At 62.0% G+C, this 26,186-nt stretch carries 31 protein-coding genes and 2 tRNA genes; 29 read left to right on the forward strand and 4 right to left on the reverse strand.

Features of this window, described 5'->3' with window-relative positions; all coding sequences use genetic code 11:
- Nucleotides 1-56: 56 nt before the first annotated feature.
- The 4 genes from AC3G88_RS08800 to AC3G88_RS08815 all read right to left on the reverse strand — a co-directional run bounded on the left by AC3G88_RS08800 (nucleotide 57) and on the right by AC3G88_RS08815 (nucleotide 2,667).
- Nucleotides 57-728, reverse strand: a complete 672-nt coding sequence (locus AC3G88_RS08800) for a DUF6475 domain-containing protein (RefSeq protein WP_488893298.1) — start codon at nucleotides 726-728, stop codon at nucleotides 57-59.
- Nucleotides 725-1,681 carry a DUF1376 domain-containing protein gene (locus tag AC3G88_RS08805; protein ID WP_488893299.1) on the reverse strand — a complete coding sequence of 319 codons (957 nt, stop codon included), beginning with the start codon at nucleotides 1,679-1,681 and terminating at the stop codon, nucleotides 725-727. The genes AC3G88_RS08800 and AC3G88_RS08805 overlap by 4 nt, the downstream gene beginning before the upstream one ends.
- Nucleotides 1,669-2,226 carry an HNH endonuclease gene (locus AC3G88_RS08810; RefSeq protein ID WP_488893300.1) on the reverse strand — a complete coding sequence of 186 codons (558 nt, stop codon included), beginning with the start codon at nucleotides 2,224-2,226 and terminating at the stop codon, nucleotides 1,669-1,671. Before AC3G88_RS08810 ends, AC3G88_RS08805 begins: the two co-directional genes overlap by 13 nt.
- A gap of 180 nt (nucleotides 2,227-2,406) precedes the next feature.
- On the reverse strand, nucleotides 2,407-2,667 hold the full coding sequence (locus tag AC3G88_RS08815; RefSeq protein ID WP_488893301.1) for a hypothetical protein: 261 nt from the start codon (nucleotides 2,665-2,667) through the stop codon (nucleotides 2,407-2,409).
- A gap of 109 nt (nucleotides 2,668-2,776) precedes the next feature.
- On the opposite strand from AC3G88_RS08815, the gene AC3G88_RS08820 reads away from it, so the two are divergent.
- The 29 genes from AC3G88_RS08820 (at nucleotide 2,777) to AC3G88_RS08960 (ending at nucleotide 26,165) form a co-directional block, all read left to right on the forward strand.
- Nucleotides 2,777-3,208, forward strand: coding sequence for a hypothetical protein (locus tag AC3G88_RS08820; RefSeq protein ID WP_488893302.1), 432 nt, complete (start codon nucleotides 2,777-2,779; stop codon nucleotides 3,206-3,208).
- 7 nt (nucleotides 3,209-3,215) lie between these two features.
- A complete protein-coding gene (locus tag AC3G88_RS08825) occupies nucleotides 3,216-3,410 on the forward strand; it encodes a hypothetical protein (RefSeq protein WP_488893303.1) in 195 nt (64 codons plus the stop codon).
- A gap of 1,175 nt (nucleotides 3,411-4,585) precedes the next feature.
- A tRNA-Tyr gene (locus tag AC3G88_RS08830) sits at nucleotides 4,586-4,669 on the forward strand.
- 6 nt (nucleotides 4,670-4,675) lie between these two features.
- A tRNA-Met gene (locus AC3G88_RS08835) sits at nucleotides 4,676-4,750 on the forward strand.
- A 160-nt stretch (nucleotides 4,751-4,910) separates the two neighbouring features.
- On the forward strand, nucleotides 4,911-5,636 hold the full coding sequence (locus tag AC3G88_RS08840) for a hypothetical protein (protein WP_488893304.1): 726 nt from the start codon (nucleotides 4,911-4,913) through the stop codon (nucleotides 5,634-5,636).
- 8 nt (nucleotides 5,637-5,644) lie between these two features.
- Nucleotides 5,645-6,265, forward strand: coding sequence for a hypothetical protein (locus AC3G88_RS08845; protein WP_488893305.1), 621 nt, complete (start codon nucleotides 5,645-5,647; stop codon nucleotides 6,263-6,265).
- Nucleotides 6,265-7,581: a hypothetical protein gene (locus tag AC3G88_RS08850; protein ID WP_488893306.1), complete on the forward strand. Its 1,317-nt coding sequence runs from the start codon at nucleotides 6,265-6,267 to the stop codon at nucleotides 7,579-7,581. Before AC3G88_RS08845 ends, AC3G88_RS08850 begins: the two co-directional genes overlap by 1 nt.
- 9 nt (nucleotides 7,582-7,590) lie before the next feature.
- Nucleotides 7,591-9,027, forward strand: a complete 1,437-nt coding sequence (locus AC3G88_RS08855) for a DUF4055 domain-containing protein (protein ID WP_488893307.1) — start codon at nucleotides 7,591-7,593, stop codon at nucleotides 9,025-9,027.
- A gap of 100 nt (nucleotides 9,028-9,127) precedes the next feature.
- Nucleotides 9,128-9,916, forward strand: a complete 789-nt coding sequence (locus AC3G88_RS08860) for a DUF6651 domain-containing protein (protein ID WP_488893308.1) — start codon at nucleotides 9,128-9,130, stop codon at nucleotides 9,914-9,916.
- Nucleotides 9,917-9,983: 67 nt separating this feature from the next.
- Nucleotides 9,984-11,303: a major capsid protein gene (locus AC3G88_RS08865; RefSeq protein WP_488893309.1), complete on the forward strand. Its 1,320-nt coding sequence runs from the start codon at nucleotides 9,984-9,986 to the stop codon at nucleotides 11,301-11,303.
- 69 nt (nucleotides 11,304-11,372) lie between these two features.
- Nucleotides 11,373-11,645, forward strand: coding sequence for a HeH/LEM domain-containing protein (locus AC3G88_RS08870; RefSeq protein ID WP_488893310.1), 273 nt, complete (start codon nucleotides 11,373-11,375; stop codon nucleotides 11,643-11,645).
- 3 nt (nucleotides 11,646-11,648) lie between these two features.
- Nucleotides 11,649-12,041 carry a hypothetical protein gene (locus AC3G88_RS08875; RefSeq protein ID WP_488893311.1) on the forward strand — a complete coding sequence of 131 codons (393 nt, stop codon included), beginning with the start codon at nucleotides 11,649-11,651 and terminating at the stop codon, nucleotides 12,039-12,041.
- Nucleotide 12,042: 1 nt separating this feature from the next.
- The gene (locus AC3G88_RS08880) at nucleotides 12,043-12,699 is read left to right on the forward strand and encodes a hypothetical protein (protein WP_488893312.1); all 657 of its coding nucleotides are present in this window, start codon (nucleotides 12,043-12,045) and stop codon (nucleotides 12,697-12,699) included.
- Nucleotides 12,699-13,541: a hypothetical protein gene (locus tag AC3G88_RS08885; protein ID WP_488893313.1), complete on the forward strand. Its 843-nt coding sequence runs from the start codon at nucleotides 12,699-12,701 to the stop codon at nucleotides 13,539-13,541. Before AC3G88_RS08880 ends, AC3G88_RS08885 begins: the two co-directional genes overlap by 1 nt.
- Before the next feature lie 5 nt (nucleotides 13,542-13,546).
- On the forward strand, nucleotides 13,547-13,693 hold the full coding sequence (locus AC3G88_RS08890) for a hypothetical protein (RefSeq protein WP_488893314.1): 147 nt from the start codon (nucleotides 13,547-13,549) through the stop codon (nucleotides 13,691-13,693).
- 80 nt (nucleotides 13,694-13,773) lie between these two features.
- A complete protein-coding gene (locus tag AC3G88_RS08895; protein ID WP_488893315.1) occupies nucleotides 13,774-15,306 on the forward strand; it encodes a phage tail protein in 1,533 nt (510 codons plus the stop codon).
- Between the two features lie 52 nt (nucleotides 15,307-15,358).
- Nucleotides 15,359-15,790, forward strand: coding sequence for a hypothetical protein (locus AC3G88_RS08900; protein WP_488893316.1), 432 nt, complete (start codon nucleotides 15,359-15,361; stop codon nucleotides 15,788-15,790).
- A gap of 6 nt (nucleotides 15,791-15,796) precedes the next feature.
- Entirely contained in the window at nucleotides 15,797-16,177 is a 381-nt protein-coding gene (locus AC3G88_RS08905; protein WP_488893317.1) for a hypothetical protein, read from the forward strand.
- Nucleotides 16,178-16,212: 35 nt separating this feature from the next.
- The gene (locus tag AC3G88_RS08910; RefSeq protein ID WP_488893318.1) at nucleotides 16,213-16,350 is read left to right on the forward strand and encodes a hypothetical protein; all 138 of its coding nucleotides are present in this window, start codon (nucleotides 16,213-16,215) and stop codon (nucleotides 16,348-16,350) included.
- Nucleotides 16,347-16,820 (forward strand): phage virion morphogenesis protein, encoded by a 474-nt coding sequence (locus AC3G88_RS08915; protein ID WP_488893319.1) that lies wholly within the window; start codon nucleotides 16,347-16,349, stop codon nucleotides 16,818-16,820. Before AC3G88_RS08910 ends, AC3G88_RS08915 begins: the two co-directional genes overlap by 4 nt.
- A 235-nt stretch (nucleotides 16,821-17,055) precedes the next feature.
- Nucleotides 17,056-18,996, forward strand: coding sequence for a phage tail tape measure protein (locus AC3G88_RS08920; protein ID WP_488893320.1), 1,941 nt, complete (start codon nucleotides 17,056-17,058; stop codon nucleotides 18,994-18,996).
- Nucleotides 18,997-19,000: 4 nt separating this feature from the next.
- On the forward strand, nucleotides 19,001-19,963 hold the full coding sequence (locus AC3G88_RS08925; RefSeq protein ID WP_488893321.1) for a hypothetical protein: 963 nt from the start codon (nucleotides 19,001-19,003) through the stop codon (nucleotides 19,961-19,963).
- Nucleotides 19,960-21,078, forward strand: a complete 1,119-nt coding sequence (locus AC3G88_RS08930) for a phage late control D family protein (RefSeq protein ID WP_488893322.1) — start codon at nucleotides 19,960-19,962, stop codon at nucleotides 21,076-21,078. Before AC3G88_RS08925 ends, AC3G88_RS08930 begins: the two co-directional genes overlap by 4 nt.
- Nucleotides 21,075-21,743: a phage baseplate assembly protein V gene (locus AC3G88_RS08935; protein ID WP_488893323.1), complete on the forward strand. Its 669-nt coding sequence runs from the start codon at nucleotides 21,075-21,077 to the stop codon at nucleotides 21,741-21,743. Before AC3G88_RS08930 ends, AC3G88_RS08935 begins: the two co-directional genes overlap by 4 nt.
- Nucleotides 21,743-22,123 (forward strand): phage tail protein, encoded by a 381-nt coding sequence (locus AC3G88_RS08940; protein ID WP_488893324.1) that lies wholly within the window; start codon nucleotides 21,743-21,745, stop codon nucleotides 22,121-22,123. Before AC3G88_RS08935 ends, AC3G88_RS08940 begins: the two co-directional genes overlap by 1 nt.
- Before the next feature lies 1 nt (nucleotide 22,124).
- Nucleotides 22,125-23,249, forward strand: a complete 1,125-nt coding sequence (locus AC3G88_RS08945) for a baseplate J/gp47 family protein (RefSeq protein ID WP_488893325.1) — start codon at nucleotides 22,125-22,127, stop codon at nucleotides 23,247-23,249.
- Complete coding sequence (locus AC3G88_RS08950) at nucleotides 23,250-23,918, forward strand: hypothetical protein (protein ID WP_488893326.1); 669 nt, start codon at nucleotides 23,250-23,252, stop codon at nucleotides 23,916-23,918.
- A 61-nt stretch (nucleotides 23,919-23,979) separates the two neighbouring features.
- Entirely contained in the window at nucleotides 23,980-25,683 is a 1,704-nt protein-coding gene (locus AC3G88_RS08955) for a glycine-rich domain-containing protein (RefSeq protein WP_488893327.1), read from the forward strand.
- Nucleotides 25,683-26,165 (forward strand): tail fiber assembly protein, encoded by a 483-nt coding sequence (locus AC3G88_RS08960; RefSeq protein ID WP_488893328.1) that lies wholly within the window; start codon nucleotides 25,683-25,685, stop codon nucleotides 26,163-26,165. The genes AC3G88_RS08955 and AC3G88_RS08960 overlap by 1 nt, the downstream gene beginning before the upstream one ends.
- The last annotated feature ends 21 nt before the right edge of the window (nucleotides 26,166-26,186 follow it).

Consider the following 26,186-nt stretch of genomic DNA (forward strand, 5'->3'; position numbering starts at 1 on the left):
GATGCAGGTCGGCATGGCTAATAGCAAAACGAAACGCTAACACGTTAGCATGATAGTCAAAAAGAAGAGGCTTGTGGAGGGATTTCATCGCCGGGCTTACGAGCACCCCTAAGCAGCAGCGTTTTGGGGTCGGCCTTCGTGATCTGCAGTAGCGGCGCATTGGATCCGCGTCTGGCCACCAGTTCAGCGGATTTGGGGTCGCCGAGCAGCAAGGGCAGCTCGATCTGAAATCCGGCCTTGGAGTTCTGCGCCTCCGACATGCCAATCAGGTGCGGCGGGTAGTCAGGAACCTCGCTGCGCATGCGGTAACCGCGGTATCGGTTCACGAACTCGTTGCGTAAGAACGGCCACTCGTCCTCCTCCTTGCGACCAAGTTCGATCCATCCACCCATTTCGGTGATAACGCGATGGATCAGCGGGTCATCAAATACGACAGAGCGATAGGTGCCGACGGTGCGCACGGCGCGATCCACCTTGGCCCAGGCCACGAGCGCGGCGTCCTGCGTGGAACCCTGCAGCATCTTCACGACGTCGGCTGGCTTGGGCATGAATTGCCCTGAGTCCGGGTTGACGCAATGGCGGTTCAGAGCATCAGCGACAGCAGTGAATTCGAACGGCTGCATGGCCTGCCACCAGACCTTGACGGCAAACGTCGAGGAGTCCTGGCGATAGAAGGCGTACACGTCAGAGATCAGCGCGGAAAAGGAGGCTACGTCTTGCGGGGTCATTGCGTGGCTCCAAGGATTTCGGCAGCGGCTTTCTCGGCTACCGCCCGGTTATTGGCTTCAAGTGCTTCCTGCTTGTTCGGGCGTTGGCGCTCGCCGCTCATGCGCTGGCAGGTCGCCTTGAGGTACGAAACCGGATCTGCCGGCCGCTCAACTACCGCGGCCCGCACGGCCTCCACCACGATCTGCGGGTCGTAGTCCTTGACCAGCTTGCCCACGAAGGTGCCGCATTGCTCCTTTGGCATGCCGGACTGCTGCAGCAGCGACTTGCCAGCGGACCAGAGCTCGTCCTTGTTCATCTGCTCGGCACTCTTTGCAGGCGGCTCGCCGCCCGTTCCGTAAGGAACGGTATATATAGAGTCTCCCTGTCCCTGTCCCTCTCCCTGTCTCTTGGAGGGCGTTTCGCCGGTGACATCATGCTGTTGTCCCTGGCGACATTGCGGTGCGTCGTCAGGGACTGGAAGCAACTGGCATTGCGGGCAGCCCGCCGCCATCCACTCCTCGAACGACGGTTTCTGGACGTTGGCGCCGGGGTGGCGCTCGTTGTGTTTCTTGATGCGGCCGCATTCAGTGCGCCATCTTTGCTGCAGCTTGGCCTGCCATGCGTCGCGCGCCTTCTCGGCGACGACAGGGTGGTATAGCCGGCCGTCGCTGCATTCGATCCAGCCGCGGAGCGCGCCGGCGCGGACCTGCTTCCAAGCCTTGTCGATCTTGCCGCGAATGGCGTACTTGGCCTGGGTGGCGATCCACATCTCGTCGTTCGGGATCGACCCGGCCGGCACTTGGTGCCAGGATGCCGCCCAAAGGAGGACGGCCGCCCAGCAGGCCTCTGGCGTTTCGTTGGAGGCCAGTTCCGAATCGCGAAGGCGCGACACGTCGAGCGGCATGAACGGGAAGTCCTGCAACTCGCATTCGGGCGGCGTTAGGGGTTCAGGTAAATCGTTCATCGAATCCATTCTTCAGGCGTCCTTGCTCCCTTGGAGCTATTGCAGCTTCGGCATGCCAGAGCCAGATTGTCGAAACCATCCCCACCGCCGCGCGACCGCGGAACAATGTGGTCAAGCGTTGGGAACTCGCGAGATCCGCAGTACACGCAGGCCCCGCCGTCGCGTTCGAAGATGATCGGAAGCAGGGCTTGATACTCTCGCTGCCGCTGGAAGAAGCGCTGGCGCTCAAGCTTCTCCGCCACGCGCTTGATCAGCGTGTCGTGATACAGCCGGCCGTCATCAGCCTTCCACCAGCCGCGCATCAGCTTGGCCCGATGCTTCGCGAACAGATCGATATCCATGCCAAGTCGCACGGCGATCAGTTCGTCGTTGTCCGGTAGGGAGCCGCAGGGCGTCTGGCGCCATGACACGGCCCACAGCATTAGCAGCCATGGGCGAATTTCGGCGGGTGTAAGCGCCCAAGTGTCGGATTGGTCGATCTGCTCGAGATCGAGTTCGAAACGCCATCCCTTGGATCGCGTTTCGGGTGGATAGGGTGCGGGTCTATCGCTCATGGGATACTCTCCCAGAGGGAATCACCACTGTGCTGTGCTTCATCGTGCGAAATCCCTAGAGCCCAAAGATAGGCCGGGCGGCGCGAGCCAGGGCGAGCTCGCGCGGCGGTGGCCACCGCCTGCCCGATTGATCGGTGATGCAAAAACGCGACGCTTACATGTATGCAGCGCTGCCGCAGGTCAGACGGTGTCGGTTTCGCGCAATTCGGGCATTTGGTCGAGCAGCTTGAACTCGGCGAACGTACCCTTGGTGGCCTTCTCCATCCGCTCTGCCAGGTCTCGCCCGAGGTTCCCGCGGCTGAGAGCATTGCGGATAGTGTTCATGCTGGTGCCGGCCTTCTGCAGCACCTTGGCTCTGTAGTCGCGGCGGCGCTCTCTCTCACCCGAGGTGATGTCGGAACCGTTGACCCGCGTGGCATCCAGCCATTGCTGAAGGTTCATTTCACGTCCTTTCGCGTGTTAATGGAATGCGCTAATAGTTTAGCAGAGGTAACGGGTTATCTTGGCGAACATACGTTGACAGCCATGCGTGGACACTTACAATAGCGAAATGGACATCAAAACTATCCGCAAACTGAACGTGCGCCTGCTGGAGCGGGATATCGGAAGCCTCTCCGCGCTCGCCCGGAAGGCAGGCACGTCTCAGTCATACCTGTCGCAGTGCGTCGGGCCGGCAGCCATTCGTTCTATTGGGGACGAGATGGCGCGCCGTCTGGAGCACTCCATGGGCAAACCGTTCGGCTGGCTGGATGAGCCGCACACGGATGAGAGCGAAATGATGCTCGCCCGCAGGGTCTATGATCGTTTGCTGACTGTGCCAAGCTCCAAGCTCCGCGCGATTGCGGAGCTGCTGGACGTTCGGACAGACGATGTGGAGATGCCCCTAGAAGAGGCAGCGGTACAACAAGGGAATCAAAAGCAAACGGGACGGGTCATTACCCTGGAAGACGATGGAAAAACCAAGAAGCGAAGCGGTAAGTGAGGGAGTCATGGTCCTTGAGCAACTGCTCGAGGACTTTCGGGCAGGTAATGTCAGCGGCGTAGTGCTGACCTACCAGACGAGCGAGGGCGGCAGCAAGCACCAGCTGATCGGTGCGTACGCTGACGACCTAATGGCGGCAACCAACCAAGTGAGGAGACTGGATGTGGCATTGAACCGCCATTTTTTATCCCCCGAAAGCTAATACATGTGCAAAACGTTTGCATATGTGCGCCGAGTTTGCTAACATTCGGCTAGCTTAGAGACTGGTCACCCAAACCAAATGAAGCGCCCCCAGCAGAGCCCGGCATCGTCCGGGCTCTTGGCATTTCTGGAAGTGGGTCGCGGTTCATTCTACGCGCGCCCCAAAAGCAAAGAGCCCCACGGCGGTGGGGCTCTTGTTTTGTTCTGGGCTTGAGATCTGGCGCGGGAGAGGTTACCCCCGGGCTCTTCCGGTTAGCGCGCGACCCGTGCGCCAGGTAACTTGGGGCCGCGCGCAGTCTCTTCTTTTTCCGCACCCTGGCGCCGGCGATCTTCTGGCGCTGGATGACGTGTATTCGCGGTTGTTCATAGATGAATCTCCTTGTCGGGTTGATCTGTGAGCACATTGCTAATGCATATGCTGTTTGCGCGAACTATAGCGCAACGATTAGCAGAAGGCAAACAACTTTTCTGTGACAAGGGTTCCGCCCTGTTGCAGAAGCCTCAGGAGAAGGCGGGAGAGTGCTGGCGAGGCCGGTTGATCGGGCGCACTTTGCCGCCGACGGCTTGCCCGCTTTCCCCTGAGGCTGCATGCGCCATCACGACCGGGTAGGGCTTGCCCGGCTCCCCAGGCGCCAATATGGGGAGACTCCTATCCGGCGTCGCTGGCATGCCGAACAAGCCCGGGCCAGCTCGCGGCACGCAGCGCAGGACCTTCAGGGGCTTGCGTAGTCGGATGCGGGCACAGCAGCGCGGGTCGGGCAAAAAAACCTTCACTGCGGCGCCGGTGGAAGCCCGGCGACCTTCACGCATGGCGATTCCCCGGAACGTATGCCGGGAGCAAGCAGAGTGGCACCTGCCCGGAGTCGCCAGCCGTGAGGGACAGCAGAAGTCGATGGCTCGGCTGCCTCAATATAGTTCGGCAGTTTGAGAATAGCGGCGTGGCGCACCGCCCCTCAACTTTCACGCATGGCGTAGCTCAGTCGGTTAGAGCCGAGTTGCCAATTTTGCAGAGGGGTCGCTGGTTCGAATCCAGCCGCCATCCGTGAGGGAGACGACTTACCCGGATGCGAGGTGCGGTTTGACCGCCAGCGCGCCGGGCCCTCTTGCCCAAGACCCTCTCCCGGACCTGCGTGCCGGTGATGGAACAGGCTGACGGCCGGGAAAGTACCGGCGCATGGATGGGTAGACCACTAAGGAGGTGGGCCGGACTGTAAATCCGGCGCGTTTGCCCGCCAGGATCGTTACCTGGACCATCCACCAAGTTTCTGCGGAATAGCTCAGCGGTAGAGCGTGGGGCTCATAACCCCGAGGTCACCTGTTCGATTCGGGTTTCCGCAACCAGCGTCTCCTCCCGGCGTGTTCGCACGTCTTGCCCGCTTCGGCGGGTTTTTCTATTCCTAAGGTGCGCCCATGTGGGGAATGACTTACGCCGGCTACTGTGTCGGCCTCTGGTTGCTCATGTGTGGCGTGCCGCTGTGGCCGAACAACGACGGTTGACCGTATGAACGATATGACGCCAATGACGCGAGCCCAGGCCCGCGAGGGTGGCGCTGATCGGTATTTCACCGGCAAGTCATGCTCTAACGGCCATATCTCACCTCGGTACACCGCGAACGCTATGTGCGTGCAGTGTTCCGAGATGCATCGCGAGAAGCCGCGTGAGCGGAAGCCGTTGACCGCTGAACAGAAAGAGCGGGCTAGGCTGAAGTCCAAGGAATACCACGCCGTCAACCGGGAAGCGGTGCTCGCCAAGATGAGCGATCGCAACGCCAAGTACTACCAGGCGAACAAAGATCGGATCAAGGCGCAGGCGGCTGAGTACCAGCGGACGAATGCCGAGGCGCGCAACGCCTATAAGTCTGCTTGGCAGACGAGGCGGGCCAAAGAAGACCCGGAATTCAGGGCGCGGCAGGTGATGCGTAAGCTGATTGCTCGCAGCCTAGAAAGGGCAAAGCGCAAGCGCGGCGAGCGGGAGCGCACTGTAGCGATGCTGGGATACACGAACGCTGAGTTCGTAGCGCACATTGAGCGCCTGTTCCAGCCCGGCATGAGTTGGGATAACCACGGTGAGTGGCACGTTGACCATATCCGGCCGCTCTCGACGTTTGACTTGGCGAATCCCGAAGAGATCAGGCTAGCGAATAGCTTGCACAACCTCCAGCCTCTCTGGAAACAGAAGAACCTGCTGAAGTCCGACAAATGGTCGGGCCAACTCACCATCATCTGAGGGACATCATGGCGCAGACTGAGAAGCCCGCGCCGGACTGGGAGCGCATCGAAGCTGATTACCGGGCCGGCTTGCTGTCGGTGCGGGAGATCGCAGCCTCTCAGGGGATTTCCCACACTGCCATCCAAAAACGAGCCAAGGCGGAAGGATGGGAGCGCGACCTAGGCGCCAAGATCAAGGCAAAGGCCGAGGCGCTGGTTGCCAAACGTGAGGTTGCCAAATCGGTTGCCATGGAAACGGCGGCAACCGAGCGGGGGATCGTTGAGGCCAACGCAGAGGTGATCGCTGGCATCCGCATGAGCCACCGGGGGGATATCTCCCGGGCGCGGCGGCTGGCGATGGCGCTGCTTGAGGAACTGGAAGTCGAAACTTCGAGCCTCGACCTGTTCCAAGAGCTTGGCGAGATCCTCCGTAGTGAGGACGACAAAGGCCAGGACAAGCGCAACGACATCTACCGCAAGGTGATCTCCAGCGCCGGCCGTATCGACGGCATGAAGAAGCTGGCTGAGACGCTGAAGGTACTGATCAGCCTGGAGCGCGAGGCGTATGGCTTGGCGGATAACGATCGGCCGCAATCCGACAACAATGCTGAATTGCTGAAGGAGATCGCGGCGCATCTCCCAGACTGATGGCGCTATCCCTGCTAACTAAGCGTGAGCTCGACCGCTGGTACAAGCTGATCGACCACCCGGTGCAGACGGAATTGCTCCATGCGGTGGAGAACGGCGTCCGGTTCCCGGTCGTGCCGGCCGGCCGCCGCTCCGGCAAGACCGAGCGCGCCAAGCGGTTCGTGGCCAAGATGGCCATGAAGAACGCGGCCGAGATGTACTTCATCGCCGCACCGACCCGGGACCAGGTCAAGAAGATCTACTGGGCGGACATGAAGCGCCTGTGCCTGACGAGCCTGTGCAAGAAGCCGCCGTCGGAGACAGAGCTCACCATCTTCATGGACAACGGCACCCAGGTACAGCTGATCGGCCTGGACCGGCCGGAGCGGATCGAAGGTGTGTTCTGGTCCGGTGGTGTGATCGATGAGATTGCTGATATCAAGGCTGAAGCCTGGGAAGCCAACATCCGTCCTGCGCTAGACACCTTCAATCCGACTCGTCCGACGTACAAGGCGTGGTGCTGGCTCATCGGCGTGCCTGATGGGCTGAACCACTACTACGAGATGGCGCAGTACGCCGAGACTGCAAACGATCCGGACTGGAAGCTGTTCCACTGGAAGTCGTCGGAGATACTGCCGGCCGAGACCATCGCTGCTGCGAAGCGGCAGATGTCGGAGAAGCAGTACAAGCAGGAGTACGAGGCCAGCTTCGAGACCGCTTCCGGGCGGATATACGAGGACTACAGCAAGGCCAATTACACCGACGAGAAGATTCAGCCGCATGAGCAGTTGCTCTGGCATCACGACTTCAATTTCACCCCACTGAGTAGTGGGATTGCAGTCAGGCGCGGCGATGCCGTCTATCTGCTGGAAGAGATCATTCTCATATCGGCGGTGGCGCGGCAATCGGCTCTTGAGTTCGTTGAGCGGTTCAAGAACCACCAGAACCGGCACGTGATCATCTATGGTGACCCGGCCGGGCGCGCTGGCGAAAAGCACGGACATGAGTCGGACTACACGGAAATGGAGAAGATCCTTCGCGAGAACGGATGGCGGGTCACTAGGCGCGTGAAGCCGGCCGCACCGGCGATCAAGGACCGCCAGAACGCTGTGCGGGCCAAGATCAAGAATGCACTTGGTGAGGTGTCGCTGTTCGTGAACACGAAGCAGGCGCCATACACCCACAAGGGCTTGGCTACGGTGCAACTCAAGAAAGGCTCTACCTTCCTCGAAGAGGAAACCGAGTACCAACACATCACGACCGCAATCGGCTACATGATCGATTTTGAGTTCCCGATCGTGAAGAAGGTGACTACGGTCACGCCACTTACTATGTAAGCGAATCACATGGATCAGCAGCCAAACGTCCGCACTCGCTCGAAGGCGGCCGAGAAGATGGCCGCGAACTGGGCCCTGATTCAGGCGCTGCTTGGCGGTACGTCAGCCATGCGCGCCGCTGGCAGCGAGTACCTGCCGCAGTGGCCGAACGAGGAAAAGAAGGCCTACGAAAACCGGCTGAAGACCGCTACGCTGTTCCCTGCCTTCGCGCGTACGGTGGAAGTACTCGCTGCAAAGCCGTTCTCGAAGCCTGTCACGCTCGGCGACGACATGCCGGCGAAGATCAAGGCGTGGTGCGAGGACATCGACCTCGAAGGACGGAACCTGCACTCCTTCGCTGCGGCTACCTTCACCGATGCGCTGGCCGCCGGCCTTGTTGGCATCCTGGTCGATTTCCCGACGGTCAACACCGCCGAGGTGAAAACGCAAGCTGCGGAAGCGAAGATCGGCGCGCGGCCGTACTTCGTGCCGATCACCGTTGACGCCATCCTTGGGTGGAAAGACAAGCGCATCAACGGCGTTCGCACGTTGACGCAACTGCGCCTGCTTGAGACGGCCGTCGAGGACGACGGGCCGTTCCACGAGAAGGAAATCGAGCAGGTCAGGGTGCTGGAGCCTGGCCGCTGGGAGGTCTGGCGCAAGAAGAAGGTCGACGGCAACAAAGAAGACTGGGCCAAGCACGACGAAGGCGTGACGACGCTGCAGAAGATCGCCTTCGTACCGTTCTACGGCAAGCGCCAGGACTTCATGATCGGCGTGCCTCCGCTGCTGGAGCTTGCGCACATGAATGTCGAGCACTGGCAGTCAAAGAGCGACCAGCAGACCATCCTGCACGTCGCGCGCGTGCCGATTCTGTTCGGCAAGAAGCTGGACGTCGATGAGGCGGGCAACGTAAAGCTCGTGGTCGGCGGCTCCGCAGCGGTTACCACGGACGATGCTGACGGCGACCTGAAGTATGTCGAGCACACAGGCAAGTCCATCGAAGCAGGGCGGGTGTCGCTGCAGGATCTCGAGCACATGATGCGGCAGGTTGGCGCCGAGTTGCTCGTGATCAAGCCGGGTAACACGACGATCAAGCAGACCGAAGCCGACAACGAGCCCGCCATGTGCGCGCTGCAACGAATGGCTGAGGATCAAGAGGATGCGCTCGACGCAGCGCTCCAACTGATGGCCGAGTGGGTGGGCGAGCAGACCGGCGGCCACGTCACCCTGTACAAGGATTTCGGGGTGACGTCGCTTTCTGAGGCGTCGCTCGAACTGCTGCGCGAGATGAACGTCGACGGAACGCTCTCGGATGAGACGCTGTTCGAAGAGACGCAGCGCCGCGGGGTCATCGGCCCCGAGCGGCAGTGGGACGAGGAGAAGGAGCGAATCAAAGCCAACGCCCCGAAGCCTCAGCCAGCTCCCAAACCAGCTCCCAAGCCAGCTAACCCGGCCGCAGCCTAATCCGCTGCGGCTTTTTCTTGCCCAGATACGGTGGATGCCGTAGGGCGCGTCGCGGTGGATGCCGCAAAAGTATCAGGGCGGATGCCCAAGGAAAGTCACCATGCCATTCAAGTACGACGAGGCCGGAAATATCGTCACTCAGGAAAGCAACGGTAGGAAGCTGCCCGTGTTCATCGGCGCCGACGGCAAGGAAGCGCCGTTCGATGGCGACAGCACGGTTGGCACGATCTCACGACTCAACGGTGAGGCTAAAAGCCACCGTGAGCGCGCGGAGACCGCCGAAGCCGCACTGAGGACGTTCGAAGGCATCTCGGATCCGGCTGCCGCCATCAAGGCGCTGGCCACGGTCAAGAACCTGGACGACAAGAAGCTGGTGGACGCTGGCGAAGTCGAACGGGTGAAGTCCGAAGCGATCCGATCTGTCGAAGAGAAGTACGCCCCCGTCGCAAAGAAGGCCAAGGACCTCGAGTCGCAGCTGAACTCTCACCTGGTCGGTAGCGTGTTCAACCGCTCGAAGTTCATCGCCGAGAAGTTTGCCGCCGATGGCCCGGCCGGCGCCGAGATCGCGCAAGCGCTCTTTGCCAACCGGTTCAAGGTCGAGGACGGCAAGGTCGTCGGCACCAACCCTGACGGCTCGAAGATCTTCTCGCGCACCCGCCACGGCGAACTCGCCGACCCGGAGGAGGCTCTGGAGATCATGGTCGACGCATACCCGCACAAGGCGCACATCCTGAAGGGATCGGGCGCTTCTGGCGGCGGCGCGTCGGGCGGTGGCCAGGGTGGCGGCAATGGTGGCAAGCGCACGATCTCCCGTGCTCAGTACAACGCGATGAAGCCGGCCGACCAGGCCGCTGCAGCGCGGGATCAGAACACGGTGATCACGGACTGACGTCCGCCCATCCCAAGCAATCCCCAGGCCGCCTAGAGCGGCCGTTTTCTTTTAAGGGTCTACCCAAATGAAGAGCACTTTCTCGAAGCTGCGCGTGATGGCGCTGGCCGCGGTGGCGTTCGTCATCGCTCTCTACCCGATGGCGGTTGTGGCTAAGGCTGCCTCGCGCCTGTTCGAGGTGATGCAGGACGCCGTCACGCGACCACCGCAGTTCGGCGTGGCGGCCTCCAATACGCTGACGGGCCTGATCCCGACGCTGTACAACGCGCTGGACGTCGTCTCGCGCGAACTGGTCGGCTTCATCCCCGCCGTTACCGGCGACATGACGTTCGAGCGGGCAGCGGTCGGCCAGACGGTGATGTCGCCTGTCGTGGGCGCTGCGCAGGCTACCGACATCACCCCGGCCGTGACGCCGCCGAACGATGGTGACGCGACGGTCGGCAACATCCCGATGCAGATCACCAAGGCGCGCCGCGTGCCGATCCGCTGGAACGGCGAGGAAAAGCTCGGCCTGGACAACAACGGGGCCAGCTACAACATCATCCTGTCGAACCAGATCCAGCAGGGGATGCGCGCGCTGGTCAACGAGGTCGAGAGCGACATCGCGAGCCTGAACGTCTTCGCCTCGCGCGCCTACGGCACGCCGGGTACGGCGCCGTTCGGTACCGCCAACGACCTGACCGACTCGGCCGGCGCACTCCGCATTCTGGAAGAAAACGGCGCCCAAGGCCTCGACTTCCAGCTCGTGCTGGGCACCGCAGCCATGTTCAACCTGCGCGGCAAGCAATCGGTGCTGTTCAAGGTCAACGAAGCTGGCCGCTCGGACATGCTGCGAGACGGCATCACCGACCGCCTGCAAGGCCTGGCGCTGCGCCAATCGGCTCAGGTCAAGCGCCCTGCGGCCGGTACCGGCGCTGCCGCGACTACCAATGCCGCGGGCTACGCAGTCGGTGCGACGGTCATCACGCTGGCGTCGGCCGGCACCGGCGGAATCAATGCCGGCGATGTGATCTCGTTCGCCGGCGACAGCAACAAGTACGTTGTGGCATCGGGTGACGCTGACGTCTCCAACGGCGGAACGATCACTCTGCAGGCTCCCGGCCTGCAACAAGCCATCCCGGCTTCGGCAACCGCGATTACCGTGGCCGCCGCCGGTTTCCGCAACATGTTCTTCGCCCGCTCCGCCATCGTGCTGGCGACGCGCGCTCCGGCACTGCCGGCGCAAGGCGACTCGGCTGTGGACCGCATGATCATCACCGATCCGCTGACCGGCCTGTCGTTCGAGGTTGCGATGTACGCCCAATACCGCCAGATGCAATACGAAATCTCACTGGCGTGGGGCTGCGCTGCCGTGAAGCGCGAGCACATCGGCCTGCTGCTGGGCTAATCGCCTGGCGCTCAGTGCTCCGGGGCTTCGGCCCCGGGGTGGCGCACACCTGACCTGGAGAACACCACCGTGAAGACCATCAAAGTGATGCCGTGGGGCGATGACCAAGGCGATTTCGTCCTGATCAACGAAGACGACTTCGATGCCAGCGTCCACAAGCGCTACGACGAAGGCGCCAAGAAGGCCGCCACGCAGCCGAAGGCGCCCAGCGTCGACGAACTCAAGGCTGCTCTGACCGCCAAGGGCGTCGAGATCCCCGAAGGCGCCAAGAAGGCCGACCTGCAGGCGCTGCTGGACAAGGCAAACGCCGAGGGCGAGAGCAACGCCGACAACCAGGGCTGATCCATGCTGACGGATGCGCAGATGGTGGACGCGCGGCGCTACGCGGGCTATTCGCTTGTCGGCGACACGCTCGTTGACGACCGGAGCGATCTCGCATGGGGCGTCGTCGGTCCAATCCAGTGGCAAACGCTGGATCACCGTCTGCGCAACCTGAGCGCTGCCGAAGAGGTGGTGATGGCCAACTTCCTGACCACGTTGAACAGTCTGGAGAAGGCGATCACCGATTCTGGCGAGAACCTGGACACTGCCCAGGCCGCGGTATGGACGCACAACCCCAACGAAGTGCGCGACCGGACGAAGCTCTACAACCAGCAGCGCCGAAGCATGTGCGGATTCCTCGGGATTCCGCCTGGACCGGCTCTGGGAGACGGCATCGTACGAATCGGAAGGGCCTGAAATGGACGCGGCCAAGCTGCAGGACAAGATCTACGCCGGATATGCCAAGGCCGCGAAGCGCATCGGTTACGTCTATGACGTGTATCGCCCGGCGGGCGCCGCAGACCCGCTGACAGTGAAGGTCGCAAGCCTCAATGCGTCGTTCTCCGCTCAGGAATGGACCTACACGCGGCCCAATCTGCCCGAAAAGCCGTACTGGTACTGCCTGATCGACGGACGCCAAACACAGGTCGGCGACTACCTGGTCCGGGGCGAGAACGTCTATTTCATCGGCGGCATGCAGGAGAACCTGCCGATCCTCGCCGTCGGCTGCAATCGGCGGATCTGGGTCACCCGGCCCGCGTCGGATGATAGCGCCGTCGGTGCCGTCGGCTATTCCGGTGTCTGTGCGGCTGACGATGACGTGGTGCTAGGGTCGCCTGGCGGTGCCGGCGGATGGCCGTGTGCCGAACTGTTCGGCGGCAAGACACGGACGCACGCCGAACTGCCCGCTTCGGGCGACGAGCACGGATTCCGCATCTGGCTGCCGGTCAGCGTGCCGATTGTGATCGCCTCCGGCGACATCGTGGTCGATGACCTTGGTCGCCGCTTCAGCGTAGGCGGGGCAGAGCGGTCCGAACAGATGTGGCGGCTGGATCTGACTGAGGTGCACATTTAATGGCGGGACTCGCTGAGGTATCAAACGCTCTGGTCGCCCTGATCGCCCAACTGGTGTACCCGAACGGGACCAGTCAGCCGTCTATCGTCGGAAAGCCGGTCAAGGTCTACGGCGGATGGCCGGCGCCCGATGTGCTGACGAAGGACCTCGCCGCCGGAAAGGTCCATATCTCGGTTTTCCCGCCCAATGGGCTGGAGAAGATCGTCGATACGGCCGTTACGGACTGGCGGACTGTGGTTGAGCCGTCCATTACGTTGACGTTGACGCTCGCTGGCCAGGCCGTGACGGTCGGCGGGACGGTCAGCCAGCCGCAGAACGCTGCGCTGGTCGTCGACGGCAAGGGATACGCATATGGCGTCCAGTCCAACGACACGCTGACCTCGATTGCGACCGCGTTGGCGGTACTCGTGTCGGCCGATCAGCCGGCTACATCGTCGGGGCCTGTGGTCACGATCCCCGGCGCGAAGGCGATTTCGCCCCGCGTGGGTGGCGCGGGCACCAGCATCCGCGAATTGCGCCGACAGGAGCGGGCGTTCCGCATCACGGTGTGGGCGAACTGCTTCGACTCCCGCGATCCGATTGCCGACCTGATCGATTCTGCGCTTTCTGGCACGTTCCACCTGACGCTCCCGGACGGGATGATCTCCACGCTCCGCTACAAAAGCAGTAGTCAGGACGACAGCGGCCAGAAAGAGAGCATCTACCGGCGGGACCTGGTCTACGCCGTCGAGTACTCGACGACGCAAGTCCGTACCGACACGCAGATCACGGTCACCAAGACAAACGTCAGCGCAGGCCCGACTCTCGCCGATCAATTCCCGATCGCGAGCATTGTGGAGTGAAACCTATGAAGCTCATCGTGAAGACGCCCTTCGGCGCTCACCAGGTCGGAGACGAGATCACCGACGAGAAGGAAGTCGCGGCCGTTCTGGCGAGCGATCAGGCGTCTTTTGTGACGCAGGTCGAGTCGGACCCGCCGCCGGCGAAGAAGTAAGAAAACCACAGCCGCCCTAGAGGCGGCTTCGTTCATTTTGGGCTGCCTCCGGGCGGCCTTTTTCGTTCCCGGAGGCACAAATGCCGATTTCGCAGCAGGGCCAGATCAACACCACGGCTCTCATCGTCCCGGACCTGTACGTCCAGATCGTTCCGCCGCAGGTCGCCCTTCTGAATGGCGTGCCGACCAACATCCTGGGTATCGTCGGTACCGCCCAGTGGGGCCCTACCAACTCGCCGGCAATCATCGGTGACATGGCTGCGTACGCGCGTACGTTCGGTGCCGTGCAGAACCGCAAGTACGACATGGGCACGGCGGTAGCCATCGCAGTGCAGCAAGGCGCGAACAACTTCCGATGCGTCCGGGTGACGGACGGCACCGACGTCGCAGCCACGGCGACCGTGCAGACGAACTGCCTCACGCTGACCGCGAAGTACACCGGAACGCTGGGCAATACGGTGTCGCTGACGCTGGCAAACGGCTCGGCCGCTGGCACCTGGAAGGCGACCATCGCGGCACCGACTCTGCCTCCCGAAGTGTTCGACAACATCGGTGCAGGCCTGTCCGGCAATGCGCTTTGGCTGGCGATTGCCGCGGCGATCAACAATGGCAACAGCGTTCAACGTGGCCCGTCGCAGATCATGACGGCCGCCGCAGGGGCCGGGGTCACCGCTCCGGCGGCGGCAACGACGACGCTCACCGGCGGTACGGACGGTGCGACGACCATTACGGGCACCGTCCTGCTCGGCCAGGACACCGTGCCGCGCAAGGGGATGTACGCCTTGCGCAGCACTGGCGCTTCGGTGGCAATGCTCGCGGACTGCGATGACTCCACGAGCTGGGCAACTCAGATCGCTTTCGGATTGTCCGAAGGTATCTACATGATCGGCACCGGCCCGGCCGGCGACACGATTGCCAATGCCGTCACGGTCAAGAGCACCGCCGGCATCGACAGCTACGCCTTCAAGCTCCTGTTCGGCGACTGGGTCTACTGGCTCGACACCGTCAACGGCGCGACACGCCTGGTTTCGCCTCAGGCATTCGTGGCCGGCCTGCTATCGAATCTTTCGCCGCAGAACAGCAGCCTGAACAAGCAGATCTACGGCGTGGTCGGCACGCAGAAGTCGAACGCCAACCAGCAGTACTCCAGCGCAGAGCTTCAAACGCTTATCCAGGCGGGCATCGATCTGATCGCCAACCCGGTTCCGGGCGGCTCCTACTTCGGCTGCCGATCGGGTCACAACACGAGTTCGAATTCGCTGACGTACGGGGACAACTACACCCGTATGACGAACTACATCGCTAGCACGATCAATGCTGGCATGGGCAAGTACGTCGGCCAACTGCAGAGCGCCACGGTGCGGGCTCAGGCCGCCGCGACGCTGTCGAACTTCCTGAGTTCGATGGAGCAGCAGGGAATGATCGGGGCTGTCAACGGCGGCCCGGCCTTCTCGGTGCAGATCGACGCGGCGAACAACCCGATGAACCGTGTCGCGCTTGGCTACATGCAGGGCGACGTGAAGGTTATCTACCTGTCGGTGATCGAGAAGTTCATCGTCAACGTGGAAGGCTCACAAGCCACGGTTATCCGGACGTCCACGAGCAACCAGTAACCCATGAACCCGAAGCCCGGCCCAGAGCCGGGCGCGTTTTCCGGAGAAAAACATGCCGCTTCAAGGCTATTCCATCGGGCGCGACGTTACGCTGGTGCTCCAGACGCCGTCCGGCCCGTTGTCGATCCCGAAGATCACCAACTTCACGCGCAAACAGGATGCAACGGTCGAGCGCGTCAAGCGCATCGACGGCATCACTGAGACGCTGCGCTTCTTCGATGGCTGGTCCGGCTCCCTGCGCGCAAAGCGTAACGGCCCTGACGTCGATCGCTACTTCGCGCAACTCGAAGCGAACTACTACGCTGGCCTGAACGAGATCGCGGCGCAGATCTACGAGACGATCACCGAACCGAACGGCGCGATTTCGCAGTTCCGCTACGACGGCGTGATGCTCACATACGACGACGCTGGCAACGTGACCGGCGACGCCTCGATCGAGATCTCGCTGACCTTCACCGCCTCGCGCCGCATCCAGGTTTCCTAACCGTCTATGACAAAAGTCACCATTACCGAATCGTCCAGCACGCCGTCTGCTCAGATTCTGGCCGCTGCAAATGCCACGTTCGAAGAAAAGGACGCGCGCGGGCGCACCCTGACACTCAAGAAGCCAGGCCTGCTGATGCAGTTCCGGCTGACCGAGGCGATGGGCGCGGATGCGGCCGAGAACGGCGCCTATCGGGCGATGTGCTTCCCTCTGATGTGGGTCACGGCCATCGACGGCGAGGCCGTCAATCAGCCGTCCACGAAGTCGGAGATCGAGGCGCTCATCCAGCGGCTTGACGACGACGGCTTCCTGGCCATCCAGACCGGTATCGAGAAGTACCGGAAGTCAACGGCAGAGCAGGGCTCGGTTCAGTCGGCAAAAAACTAGCGCAGGCTGCGGAATTCCGCCGCGCTCTATGGCTGGTGAAGAACGGCGTCCCCTTTGACGTCGCCTTCGCCATGCCGGAGACGATGCGGTTCGCCGCGGCTGTGGTCATGAGCGAGCACGAGGGCGCCGAGTTCGATTGGAACACCCTGATGTTCAAGGATCCGCCGCAATGAAGGAATTTCGCAGCCTGGCTGACTTTGCCAATCATCTGACCCGCCTTGCCGCTGTCGCGCCGACCGTGACCAATCACATGGTCGAGCAGGCGGCCGAGAAGGTGGAGAAGGTGGCCAAGTCCGAGATTGCTCATTACCAGCCTGCCGTGGGGCCTTTCCCGAAATGGGAGGACCTCACCCCTGAAACCGAGTTCGACAAGATCCGGAAGGGCTTCCCAGTCGATGCGCCGCTGCTGCGGACGGGAGAGATGCGAGCCAGCATCTCTCACAAGACTTCAGGGAATGAGGCGGTGGTGGGATCGACCGATGAAAAGATGGTTTGGCACGAGCAAGGGACGGTTCATATTCCGCCGCGCCCGGTGCTAGGTCCAGCGGGTATCCGAGGGATGGCTGACATGCAGGCGAGGTTTGCCGCCACTGTCGCGGCTTGGCTCGGCGGCAGGAGCTGGCGCAAACCGCGCCTCAAATAGCGCGGAAAGGGCGGCCGCACCCACGGAGCCGACCACCCAGATTGCCGCAAGCGACCAAAAGACCCGACGCACGCGCCGGTCCAGCTTGACCTGGTCGAGATCCTCCACGTCCGAGACCTTCAACGGTTTCGGATACTGGATCGTCGAAAAGTGGTCGGCTAGCCACTCGTGGATTCGGTATTTCAGCTTTCGCATGGGGTCGGTTTTGGCTCCGGAATGACAAGTATAGGTCACCATGTTCGACGCATATAAGATCGGCACCACCCTGGTCCTGCACGACATGGTCGGCCCGGCCCTCCTGAAGCTTGCGACGGAGTTCCGGAAGCTGGACATCATGGCCGGCAACGTGAACCGGCATCTGTCAGCGATGGAGAAGCACGTCGTCGGCGTCCGCGCCATGTCGCGCGCTAACGCCACGCTGGCCACCAACATGGGCAAGGCCAATATGGAGGCCGCCCAGCTAGCCCGGAATATCAACGCAATCCATGCAGCCAGCGCCGCTGCTCAGCGTACGGCCGCTGCCGGCGCCTTCGGCGTATTTGGCCACGGGGGGCGCGGTGGTGGCGGGCCAGCACTCCCGCCGCCAGGTGGGGTCATCCCGATGCCGATGCGCCCTCGCTATGGCGACGGACGTGCGGCGGCTGGAGGTGGTGGCTTTGGCGGCCACGGCGGCAACGTCCACGTCGGCCCAAACGGCTTCGGTGTTGGGGCGGTCGGGATGGGGCTTCCCGGAGGGATGTTGCTGCCTGCCGCCGGCGTCATGGGGACGGCCTATGTGGGCAAGAAGCTGTACGACGCGGCGAAGGACTACGAAACGGCCTCCGCCCGGTTCAAGACGCTGAATCTCGGTGACGCGGTCAACAAGGACGCCGACAAGTTTGCCCGTGGCACCCGAGTGTTCGGAGCTTCGAGCACGGCGTTGATGGAAACTCTGCGCGAATCCGTCGGCATGTTCGGAGGGTTGGACGTCGCAAAGCAGGTCGCCCCTACAATTTCCGCACTGAATGCCGCGAACGCTGGGTTGTTCGGCGGGAAAATCGGCGAAATCGACGAAGGTGCGGCGCGTGCCGTGATGCGCTTCAACGACATGCGCGGCAAGACCAATAACGCGAAGGAATTCCTAGCGGGTCTGGACCTGGCTCAGCGAATGGTGACCGGGTCCGGTGGCGCTATCGGATTCTCCGACCTCGAACAGTTCGCCAAGACTGGCGGTGCCGCGTTCAAGGGGCTGAGCGACCAGGGCATCATGAACATGGCGACCCTGATGCAGGAACAGGGTGGCGCGCGCACTGGTACCGCGCTGATGTCGCTGTATCAGAACCTGATCGCGGGCCGCACGCCGAAGAAGACCATGGCCGCGCTGGCCGACGCTGGTCTGGGCGAGATTGGCGAAGTCACTAGCGGCAGCGTTGGTGGCAAAACCATCAAGTCCACCGTCCTGAAGAACATCAGGGACGAGCAAATGCTCCGCGAGGATCCGGCGGGGTGGCTGATGAAGTACGGCACCGAGGCAGCGAAGCGCGCGGGCAAGACCACGGATTCGGAAATCATCGGCTTTATGAACAACCTGGTCTCCAACCGCCAGGGTTCGAACATGGCCGCCAACTTCACTACGCAGCAAGCGCAGGCATTGCGTGACGCGAACTTAGTGAAGAACGCCAAAGGCGTGCAGGGCACCATTGATCAGTTCAAGAATACGGCCGGCGGTGCCGAAGCGGACTTTGTGGCCGCCTGGGAGTCGCTAAAGACCGAAATGGGGCGCGGCATTTTGCCGAACGTTACCAAGATCCTGAACGCAGGCACCGAGTTCTTCCGCTCAGTCAACGACTGGGGGCAGAAGAACATGCCGATGCTCGAGAAGCTGCAGACGGCCGGCACGCCGATGGGCAACCCGTTCGCAAACTTCGGCCTAGGGAGTGGCGGTAATGCTGGGTGGCTGTACAGGCAGGCCAAGGCGCTTATCACCGGGGGCGGGGGTAGCGACGAGATGGCAAAGGCCAATCCCGTCGCAGGCTCCGGTCAGGCCACTGTCCAGGTGAATAGCACCATCAAGCTCGATAGCCGCGTGCTTGCAGAGATGACTTCGTTCCACCAGGCGCGCGAACTTTCCCGACCCCAGACTGGGACGTCGACGTTTGACCGCGGAATGTCGCTGCCTGCCCCGTCAATGAGATAACCAAATGGCTGATGTCGTTCTGCAACTCGGGGATTTCACCTTTCAAAGGAACGAAATCCCCGAGGAGATCGCCTTTGGTGGCGAGCAAGCACTTGTCGTCCACCGCCTAGTGGGCGGCGTCAAGCAAGTCGACGCTATGGGCGACTTCACCGGCCCGATTGCTTGGTCTGGATGGATCGAGGGGCCGGACGCGGTAGCGCGAGCGCGGCAATTGATCGCCATGCGCGCCGCCGGCGCGGGGATGCTGCTGTCCTGGTCTGAACTGCAGTTCGCCGTTGTCATCAAGGAGTTCGAGCCGAATTTCCACCGCTTCTACAAGATCCCGTATCGGATCGTGTGCGAGGTGGTCGAAGACCTGACTCTGTCGACAGCAGGAAGCGGCGAACTGAGCATAGACGACCTGATCAACGGCGACATGCTCGACGCAACGTCGCTGTCTGACTCGATTGGGGATTTGTCCCTGTCCGGTCTTATGGCGACCGCGAATACCGCCGTCCAGGCCGTTTCAAGCTTCGCGAACGCCGCACAGTCCACGCTGAACAGTGTTCTGCAGCCGATCGCCGCAGTGCGGAATGAGGTGCAGACGCTGATCGCCTCAGCGAACAACACCCTGGTCAACATCACGACGCTGGGCGGCATCCTGCCTAACAACCCGATTGCGACGCAGGTCCAGCGGCTCGGCAACCAATTGGCCGCCGCGCAGCAGCTTCCCGTCTTGGTGGCGCTGGATCGGACTGTCGGACGCGTCCAGATGAATATCGGTTCAATTTACTCGAGCGCGAAGCAGATCACGACAGCCGGCGGAAACCTGATGGACATGGCTGCCAAGGAATACGGCGACGCGATGGCCTGGACTGGTCTTGCGAAGGCCAACCCGCAGCTGGGCGGAGACCCGGAAGTCAGCGGCATCCAAACGATCACAATCCCGCCCTCGAAGGACAACGTAGGGGGCATCTTGAACTCATGACGAAAAACAGCCTTCCAGTGCTCCCAGTGGCCCGGTCGCCGCGCGCAATTGTGAAGGTTGCAGGCGTCATAGTCACCGGTTGGGTCAGTTGGTCGGTGGAGAACAACACGCTGTACCAGGCGGATACGTTCCGAGTGGTCTTCGCGGTGAATCAGTTGCCAGACGAGACCAACGCAATGTGGTTCTCGGACCAGGCGGAGGCCTTCGTCGAGATCTTCGCGGGCTTCCCGGCCGATCCACAGAACTTCAGCGAGACGGACCTAACGAGTCTGATCTATGGGCGCGTCGATGATATCGACTATGACCCGGTCAGCACGACTATCACGCTGACGGGGCGGGATCTGACGGCAGCGTTCATCGATTCGAAGCGTTCACTTCAGTTTCAGAACATGACCTCGTCGCAGATCGCGACGAAGCTAGCCCAGGAGCATGGCCTGACGCCGGTCGTCACGGCGACAACCAAGCGCGCTGGGAACATCTACGCCTACGACCACGTACGGCAGATGAACCAGCGCAGCGAATGGGACCTGCTGTCGTTCTTGGCAGACGAGGAGGGTTACATCGTCTACGTAAAGGGCAAGGAGCTCCACTTCGAGCCACGACCTGACGAACAGGACGACCCCTACGAAATTCGCTGGGAGATCAACGAGCAGGGCCTGCCGGTGGCCAATGTAATGGACTTGGTGCTGTCGCGCAGCTTGACGGTCGCCAAGGGTGTGACGGTGGTCGTGCGCTCTTGGAACGCGAAGCAGGCTAAGGGATTCACCGCTTACTACCCCAGCAAGGGGAAGTCGACGCAAGCGGGCCAGGCATCGCCGTTCGGCAACCAGCAGATCTACTCGATTGTGCGCGGCGGACTCACAGCGGAGCAAGCGTCATTCCTTGCCCAGAAGACACACCGGGAGATTACGCAGCACGAAATGAAGTTGCGCGCGCGCCTCCCGGCCGACGACGACATGACGACGACTTCCATGCTTCGGCTTACCGGTACGGGGACGAAGTTTGACCAGGACTACTACGTAGACTCGATCGTTCGCTCGATGAGTGTGACGGAGGGCTACGTCATGACGGCTTCTGCCAAGAACCACAACCCTGAAACGGTGCCATTGCCATGATGAACGTCATGCGAAACCAGATGCGCGCCGCAGCGCAGCTCGCAGGAGGCGAGGACGAGCAGACCAAGGTTGGGATTGTGCACAGCTACGACCCGGGAACCGGTGCCGCGCGCGTCCGGCTTCAGCCGGAGGACCCGGACAACCCCGACGCGACGCTCACGAACTGGCTGCCGGTGTCCAGCGTGTGGGTGGGCGATGGCTGGGGCGTAGATGCGCCGGTCAGCCCCGGCGACCAGGTCGAAGTGAAGTTCTTGGGTGCGGAGATTGAGAGCGGCTACATCTCAGGACGGTTCTACAGCGACAGCATGCGGCCCACCGGGGCAAAGTCGGGAGAGTACTTCCTCCGGCACAAGGGCGGCGCATTCATCAAGCTGACGAACGATGGAAAGTTGGCGATCAACAGCCAGGTAGAGGTCGACGTGACCGCGCCAACCGTGATGATCCAGGCGACAGGAAACGTCAACGTGCAGGCCGCTGGCCAGGCGAACGTTACGGCGCCGTCCATTAGCCTTGGCGCCAGCGGGCAGTCATTGCTAGCAGTTATCACCTCGGCTTTCCAGGCGCTCTTCAACGGGCACACCCACAATGAGACGGGCAGCGTCACCGGTGCGCCCAACCAGCAGTTGGGCGCCTCGCACATGACTACAACCGTTAAGGCCGGCTAATGGCGCAACAACAACTCAACGACCTCAATCTGTGGGTCGGAGGCGACCTTTCTGCGTCTGCGACTGGCGATCTAGCCACAGCCGCGGCAGACCTTCGAACCAACCAGAGGATCGTCCGCCGGCTGGTGACGCCGAAAGGCTCCTATATCTTCCACCCGGACTACGGCGCAGGCCTGCCGCAGATGATCGGCGAAACGGCCAACATACCAGCAATCACAGGGGATATCCGGTCCCAGATCCGAATGGAGGAGGGCGTCGCCCAGACACCCGAGCCAAGCATTGACGTCAAGCCTATCCAGGACGGCGTCAGTGTCGGCATCGTCTACACCAGTTCGGTAACGCGCCGGCCGGTGTCCCTGCAGTTCAATGTGAACAAGTGACATGGCACTTCAGACTCAAGACTTTGTAACGCTGGTACGCAACCAGGTCACGGCCGTTCAAGGCTATGCCAGCGTGCTGGTCGACACGCGAGTCGGGTCGATCTTGCGGGCGATCTTAGAGGCGAACGCCGCGGTCGTGATCTGGCTGCAGAGCCTGATCGTTCAGGTTCTGGCCATCACGCGCGCAGCGACATCGAGCGGGTCGGACCTCGATTCGTGGGTGGCGGATTACGGGATGACGCGCCTCGCTGCCACGTACGCCAGCGGGCAGGTGACGTTTAGCCGATTCACCGCCACCCAGCAGGTTGTCGCCCCCATCGGCGCTTCCGTCCAGACCGGGGACGGCAGCCAGCAGTACTCGGTTGTCGTAGACGCGACCAATCCGGCCTATAACGCTGGCCTTGGTGGGTACGTCATGGCCGCTGGCGTCGCAAGTGTGACGGTACCGGTAATTGCGACAGTCGCAGGCGCGGCCGGCAACGTCATTGCAGGCTCAGTGACCACCATCACAGGCGCGATCGCCGGTGTCGACACTGTCACCAATGCCGCTGGCTTTGTGAATGGCGCCGACGCTGAATCGGACCCAGCCTTGCGCACGCGATTCATCGCATATGTGCGCAGCCTGTCGAAGGCTACAAAGGATGCGGTTGGCTATGCAATCACGTCGCTGCAGCAGGGAGTAACTTACTCGCTGGTCGAGAACGAGACCTACGCTGGCTCTGTCCAGATGGGCTATTTCTACGTGGTGGTGGATGACGGTACTGGTGCGCCGACAGGCACGTTCCTTTCCACTGTCTACAACGCAGTGGACGCCGTGCGCCCGCTGACGGTTAGCTTCGGCGTGTTCGCCCCGGTGGTTGTGAACGCCGCTGTGGCAATGACCGTCTCCATCGCGGCAGGATACGACGCTGCCGCGACGCGGACGCTCGTTTCCAACGCGCTGAAGGCGTACATCAATTCCCTGTCGCTCGGCCAGCCGCTGCGGTACTCGCGGTTGGCGCAGATTGCATACGATGCATCGCCGGGGGTGACGAACGTCACCGGGGTAACGCTGAATGGTGGAACGTCGGACCTGACGGCCACCGCCAAGCAAGTAATCAAGTGGTCCTCTGTGACGGTACTCTAAATGGCGACGGGCGATCAAAAGGATATCTACCGCCGCCTTCGCGGCTATCTGCCGCCATGGTTTGGTGACGAAGCTGACGCGCCACTGATCAATGGCGTGATCAACGGCCTGGCCTATGCTGGTGCCTATGTCTACGGGCTGCTGCGCTATACCAGGCTCCAGACCCGCATCAAGACGGCCACGGACGGCTGGCTCGACATGATCGCAGCCGACTTCTTCGGCAGTTCGCTGCCGCGCGGAGCCAACCAGTCGGACGAGTCGTATCGGGGTCGGATTCTGATTAACCTGTTCCGCGAGCGAGCAACACGCGCCGGGCTGATCAAGGTTCTCCAAGACCTGACCGGACGCACTCCAGTTGTCATCGAGCCCACTAGGCCGGCGGACACCGGAGCGTATGGTGGGCCCGCCATCGGTTATGGCGTTGCTGGCGCCTATGGGTCGATGGTCATGCAGTACCAGGCATTCGTGACGGCATACCGGCCGACCGGTAGCGGTATCCCGCTGATCGAGGGCTATGGCGTCTCGACCGGAGGCTATGGCCAAGCGTCGCGCGCCTCATACGCGTCGATGTCGATGATTCAAGGATCTGTGACCGACGCGGATATCTACGCAGCAATCGATAGCGTCAAGCCGGTGGGCACGATCGTCTGGACCCGCATCACAAGCTGATCAGCTTCACCCTAATTCACTTCAATGGCGCCTTCGGGCGCCGTTTTCATTTGGAGCGCAGATGGATCGCCAGATCGTCTACCCCGGGCAAATTCCACTCGAAACCGACCTGCTCAACTCGAACAAGTACGCGATGGTCGGGCTGGCCAAACTGGCCGCCGCGATGCTCGGTACCGCGACCGTCGTCAATGGCCTGACCTGCGTGCCGACCGGCCCGGCGTCGCTGCAGGTTGTCGTGAACCCGGGTGAGATGTACAGCCTGGTGGCCACCGATGCGTCGTCGTACTCGTCGCTGTCGGCCGATGCGCACAACATTCTGAAGCAGGGCATTCTGCTCGATGCGGTGACGCTGAGCTGCCCGGCACCGGCTACGGCCGGCCAGAGCATCAACTACCTGATCCAAGCCGCCTATCAGGACCAAGACACCGGTCTGGTGACGCTGCCCTACTACAACGCCAGCAACCCATCGCAAGCGTGGTCTGGTCCGGGGAATAGTGGGGCACAGCAAGCCACGACGCGAAAAGGTGCGGTGCTGATTTCCGCCAAGGCTGGTACGGCGGCTGCGACCGGCTCCCAGACGACCCCAGCGCCGGACGCCGGCTACACCGGTCTCTGGGTAGTGACGGTAGCCAACGGTCAGACGACGATCACGTCGGCAAACATCGCCCAGGCCGCGAACGCTCCGATTCTCCCAACGGACCTGCTGCACGCCATGCAGCAATCCGGCACGATCGTTGGCGTCGATACCGGCGCCGCGAACGCTTACGCCGTGAGCTACAACCCTGCCATTACCGCCCTGACGGATGGGATGGTGCTGTGGTTCAAGGTGAAGACGGCGAACACCGGCGCTTCGACTCTGAACGTGAACGGGCTTGGGGCTTCACCCGTCGTCGGGGCCGCCCACAGCGCGCTCCAAGGTGGCGAACTCGTCGTTGGTGGCCGCGCTCAAGTTGTATGGCGAGCCGATATCAGTTCGTGGGTGCTCATTGAATGCACTGGGGCGCCGCTCCAGGTTGCCACCGCGCTGTCCAGCCAGCATGCCATGCAACTTGGTCAGGCTACGGGCCGGCTTTTGCGTACCTCGGTCTATTCGCGCGCCAGTTTCAACGGCGCGCAACAAGTGGCCATTGATGGAGGTTCCCCCACCACTTCCGGGGCTGGTACATTCACGGCGCGCTCAGATACCAAATTCATCGTAGTGGAATCTGTCGGCGGCGGGGGCGGATCAGGGGCGACGGCAACGACTAGTCAGATCTCCGTTAGCGGAGGGGGGGGCGGGGGTGCATATGCCAAAGCACTCTATTCGTCGGGTTTCGCTTCGCTGGCCATCACCGTAGGCGCTGGAGGTGCGGGCGGCACAACGGGCGGCAATGGGTCCGGCGGTGGGTCCTCATCGGTCGGTGCTCTGCTTACTGTTCCCGGTGGATCGGGTAGCATTGGGAATGCAACGACCTCCTCTGGATCAACTGCTATTGCGCTCGGCGGGACGGCAGCACTGAGCCCCACTGGTTCAGGCTTCATCACTTGGGGGCAGGGAAAGCAAGGTCGATACGGGATTGTTACCAGCGCAGGGCAGTCTGTCGGTGGCGATGGTGGCGATAGTGCGTTCGGAGGAGGCGGCGGCGTCGGCGCTGGTTCTGGCGGCGCAGGGAATCCCGGTGTGGGCTTTGGCGCTGGCGGCGGCGGCGTGTGCATCATTAACGGGAACAGCGTAGCAGGGCAGCCCGGCGCAGCTGGCACGGTCATTATCTACGAATACGCATAATGAAAACATTCGCCTATATCCACGACGGCATTGTTCGGGAAATCGTCGGCCCGCTCACCTACGAAGCGGATGCGCCTGAGTTCGTACCTGAGGCGCTTGGGTCAGAAAAGCCGTCTGATTGGCCATCTTATCGAGCCGGTGACGAAGTTCCGATCAATCTACGGTACACAAAGGAATTCGTGGAGTCCCTTGTGGACATCACGAACGTAGATCCTCAGCCGTCGGAATGGTGGGAATATCGCGATGGTCGGTTCTCGGAGCCGGTCCAAGTAACGTCGACGATGGCCGAGAAATCGGCACAACGAGACTTCTTAATGGGGCAGGCGTCGGACAGGATCGCACCCTTGCAGGACGCTGTTGACCTCGGAGATGCCACGACGTCCGAGAGCACTCAACTCACGGCCTGGAAGAAATATCGCGTAGCGCTGAACCGGCTCGACCTTTCGGTTGAGCCGGTCTTGTGGCCGGAGCAGCCAGCCTAGGCGGAACGGTGGCGCGTTTGG

It is taken from the genome of Cupriavidus sp. 86D6 (genome assembly GCF_057815095.1).

Excerpts from the sequence above, each read along its gene's own strand:
- AC3G88_RS08800 (WP_488893298.1), bottom strand. The coding sequence starts at position 728 with ATGACCCCGCAAGACGTAGCCTCCTTTTCCGCGCTGATCTCTGACGTG.
- AC3G88_RS08805 (WP_488893299.1), bottom strand. The coding sequence starts at position 1,681 with ATGGATTCGATGAACGATTTACCTGAACCCCTAACGCCGCCCGAATGC.
- AC3G88_RS08810 (WP_488893300.1), bottom strand. The coding sequence starts at position 2,226 with ATGAGCGATAGACCCGCACCCTATCCACCCGAAACGCGATCCAAGGGA.
- AC3G88_RS08815 (WP_488893301.1), bottom strand. The coding sequence starts at position 2,667 with ATGAACCTTCAGCAATGGCTGGATGCCACGCGGGTCAACGGTTCCGAC.
- AC3G88_RS08820 (WP_488893302.1), top strand. The coding sequence starts at position 2,777 with ATGGACATCAAAACTATCCGCAAACTGAACGTGCGCCTGCTGGAGCGG.
- AC3G88_RS08825 (WP_488893303.1), top strand. The coding sequence starts at position 3,216 with ATGGTCCTTGAGCAACTGCTCGAGGACTTTCGGGCAGGTAATGTCAGC.
- AC3G88_RS08840 (WP_488893304.1), top strand. The coding sequence starts at position 4,911 with ATGAACGATATGACGCCAATGACGCGAGCCCAGGCCCGCGAGGGTGGC.
- AC3G88_RS08845 (WP_488893305.1), top strand. The coding sequence starts at position 5,645 with ATGGCGCAGACTGAGAAGCCCGCGCCGGACTGGGAGCGCATCGAAGCT.
- AC3G88_RS08850 (WP_488893306.1), top strand. The coding sequence starts at position 6,265 with ATGGCGCTATCCCTGCTAACTAAGCGTGAGCTCGACCGCTGGTACAAG.
- AC3G88_RS08855 (WP_488893307.1), top strand. The coding sequence starts at position 7,591 with ATGGATCAGCAGCCAAACGTCCGCACTCGCTCGAAGGCGGCCGAGAAG.
- AC3G88_RS08860 (WP_488893308.1), top strand. The coding sequence starts at position 9,128 with ATGCCATTCAAGTACGACGAGGCCGGAAATATCGTCACTCAGGAAAGC.
- AC3G88_RS08865 (WP_488893309.1), top strand. The coding sequence starts at position 9,984 with ATGAAGAGCACTTTCTCGAAGCTGCGCGTGATGGCGCTGGCCGCGGTG.
- AC3G88_RS08875 (WP_488893311.1), top strand. The coding sequence starts at position 11,649 with ATGCTGACGGATGCGCAGATGGTGGACGCGCGGCGCTACGCGGGCTAT.
- AC3G88_RS08880 (WP_488893312.1), top strand. The coding sequence starts at position 12,043 with ATGGACGCGGCCAAGCTGCAGGACAAGATCTACGCCGGATATGCCAAG.
- AC3G88_RS08885 (WP_488893313.1), top strand. The coding sequence starts at position 12,699 with ATGGCGGGACTCGCTGAGGTATCAAACGCTCTGGTCGCCCTGATCGCC.
- AC3G88_RS08890 (WP_488893314.1), top strand. The coding sequence starts at position 13,547 with ATGAAGCTCATCGTGAAGACGCCCTTCGGCGCTCACCAGGTCGGAGAC.
- AC3G88_RS08895 (WP_488893315.1), top strand. The coding sequence starts at position 13,774 with ATGCCGATTTCGCAGCAGGGCCAGATCAACACCACGGCTCTCATCGTC.
- AC3G88_RS08900 (WP_488893316.1), top strand. The coding sequence starts at position 15,359 with ATGCCGCTTCAAGGCTATTCCATCGGGCGCGACGTTACGCTGGTGCTC.
- AC3G88_RS08905 (WP_488893317.1), top strand. The coding sequence starts at position 15,797 with ATGACAAAAGTCACCATTACCGAATCGTCCAGCACGCCGTCTGCTCAG.
- AC3G88_RS08915 (WP_488893319.1), top strand. The coding sequence starts at position 16,347 with ATGAAGGAATTTCGCAGCCTGGCTGACTTTGCCAATCATCTGACCCGC.
- AC3G88_RS08920 (WP_488893320.1), top strand. The coding sequence starts at position 17,056 with ATGTTCGACGCATATAAGATCGGCACCACCCTGGTCCTGCACGACATG.
- AC3G88_RS08925 (WP_488893321.1), top strand. The coding sequence starts at position 19,001 with ATGGCTGATGTCGTTCTGCAACTCGGGGATTTCACCTTTCAAAGGAAC.
- AC3G88_RS08930 (WP_488893322.1), top strand. The coding sequence starts at position 19,960 with ATGACGAAAAACAGCCTTCCAGTGCTCCCAGTGGCCCGGTCGCCGCGC.
- AC3G88_RS08935 (WP_488893323.1), top strand. The coding sequence starts at position 21,075 with ATGATGAACGTCATGCGAAACCAGATGCGCGCCGCAGCGCAGCTCGCA.
- AC3G88_RS08940 (WP_488893324.1), top strand. The coding sequence starts at position 21,743 with ATGGCGCAACAACAACTCAACGACCTCAATCTGTGGGTCGGAGGCGAC.
- AC3G88_RS08945 (WP_488893325.1), top strand. The coding sequence starts at position 22,125 with ATGGCACTTCAGACTCAAGACTTTGTAACGCTGGTACGCAACCAGGTC.
- AC3G88_RS08950 (WP_488893326.1), top strand. The coding sequence starts at position 23,250 with ATGGCGACGGGCGATCAAAAGGATATCTACCGCCGCCTTCGCGGCTAT.
- AC3G88_RS08955 (WP_488893327.1), top strand. The coding sequence starts at position 23,980 with ATGGATCGCCAGATCGTCTACCCCGGGCAAATTCCACTCGAAACCGAC.
- AC3G88_RS08960 (WP_488893328.1), top strand. The coding sequence starts at position 25,683 with ATGAAAACATTCGCCTATATCCACGACGGCATTGTTCGGGAAATCGTC.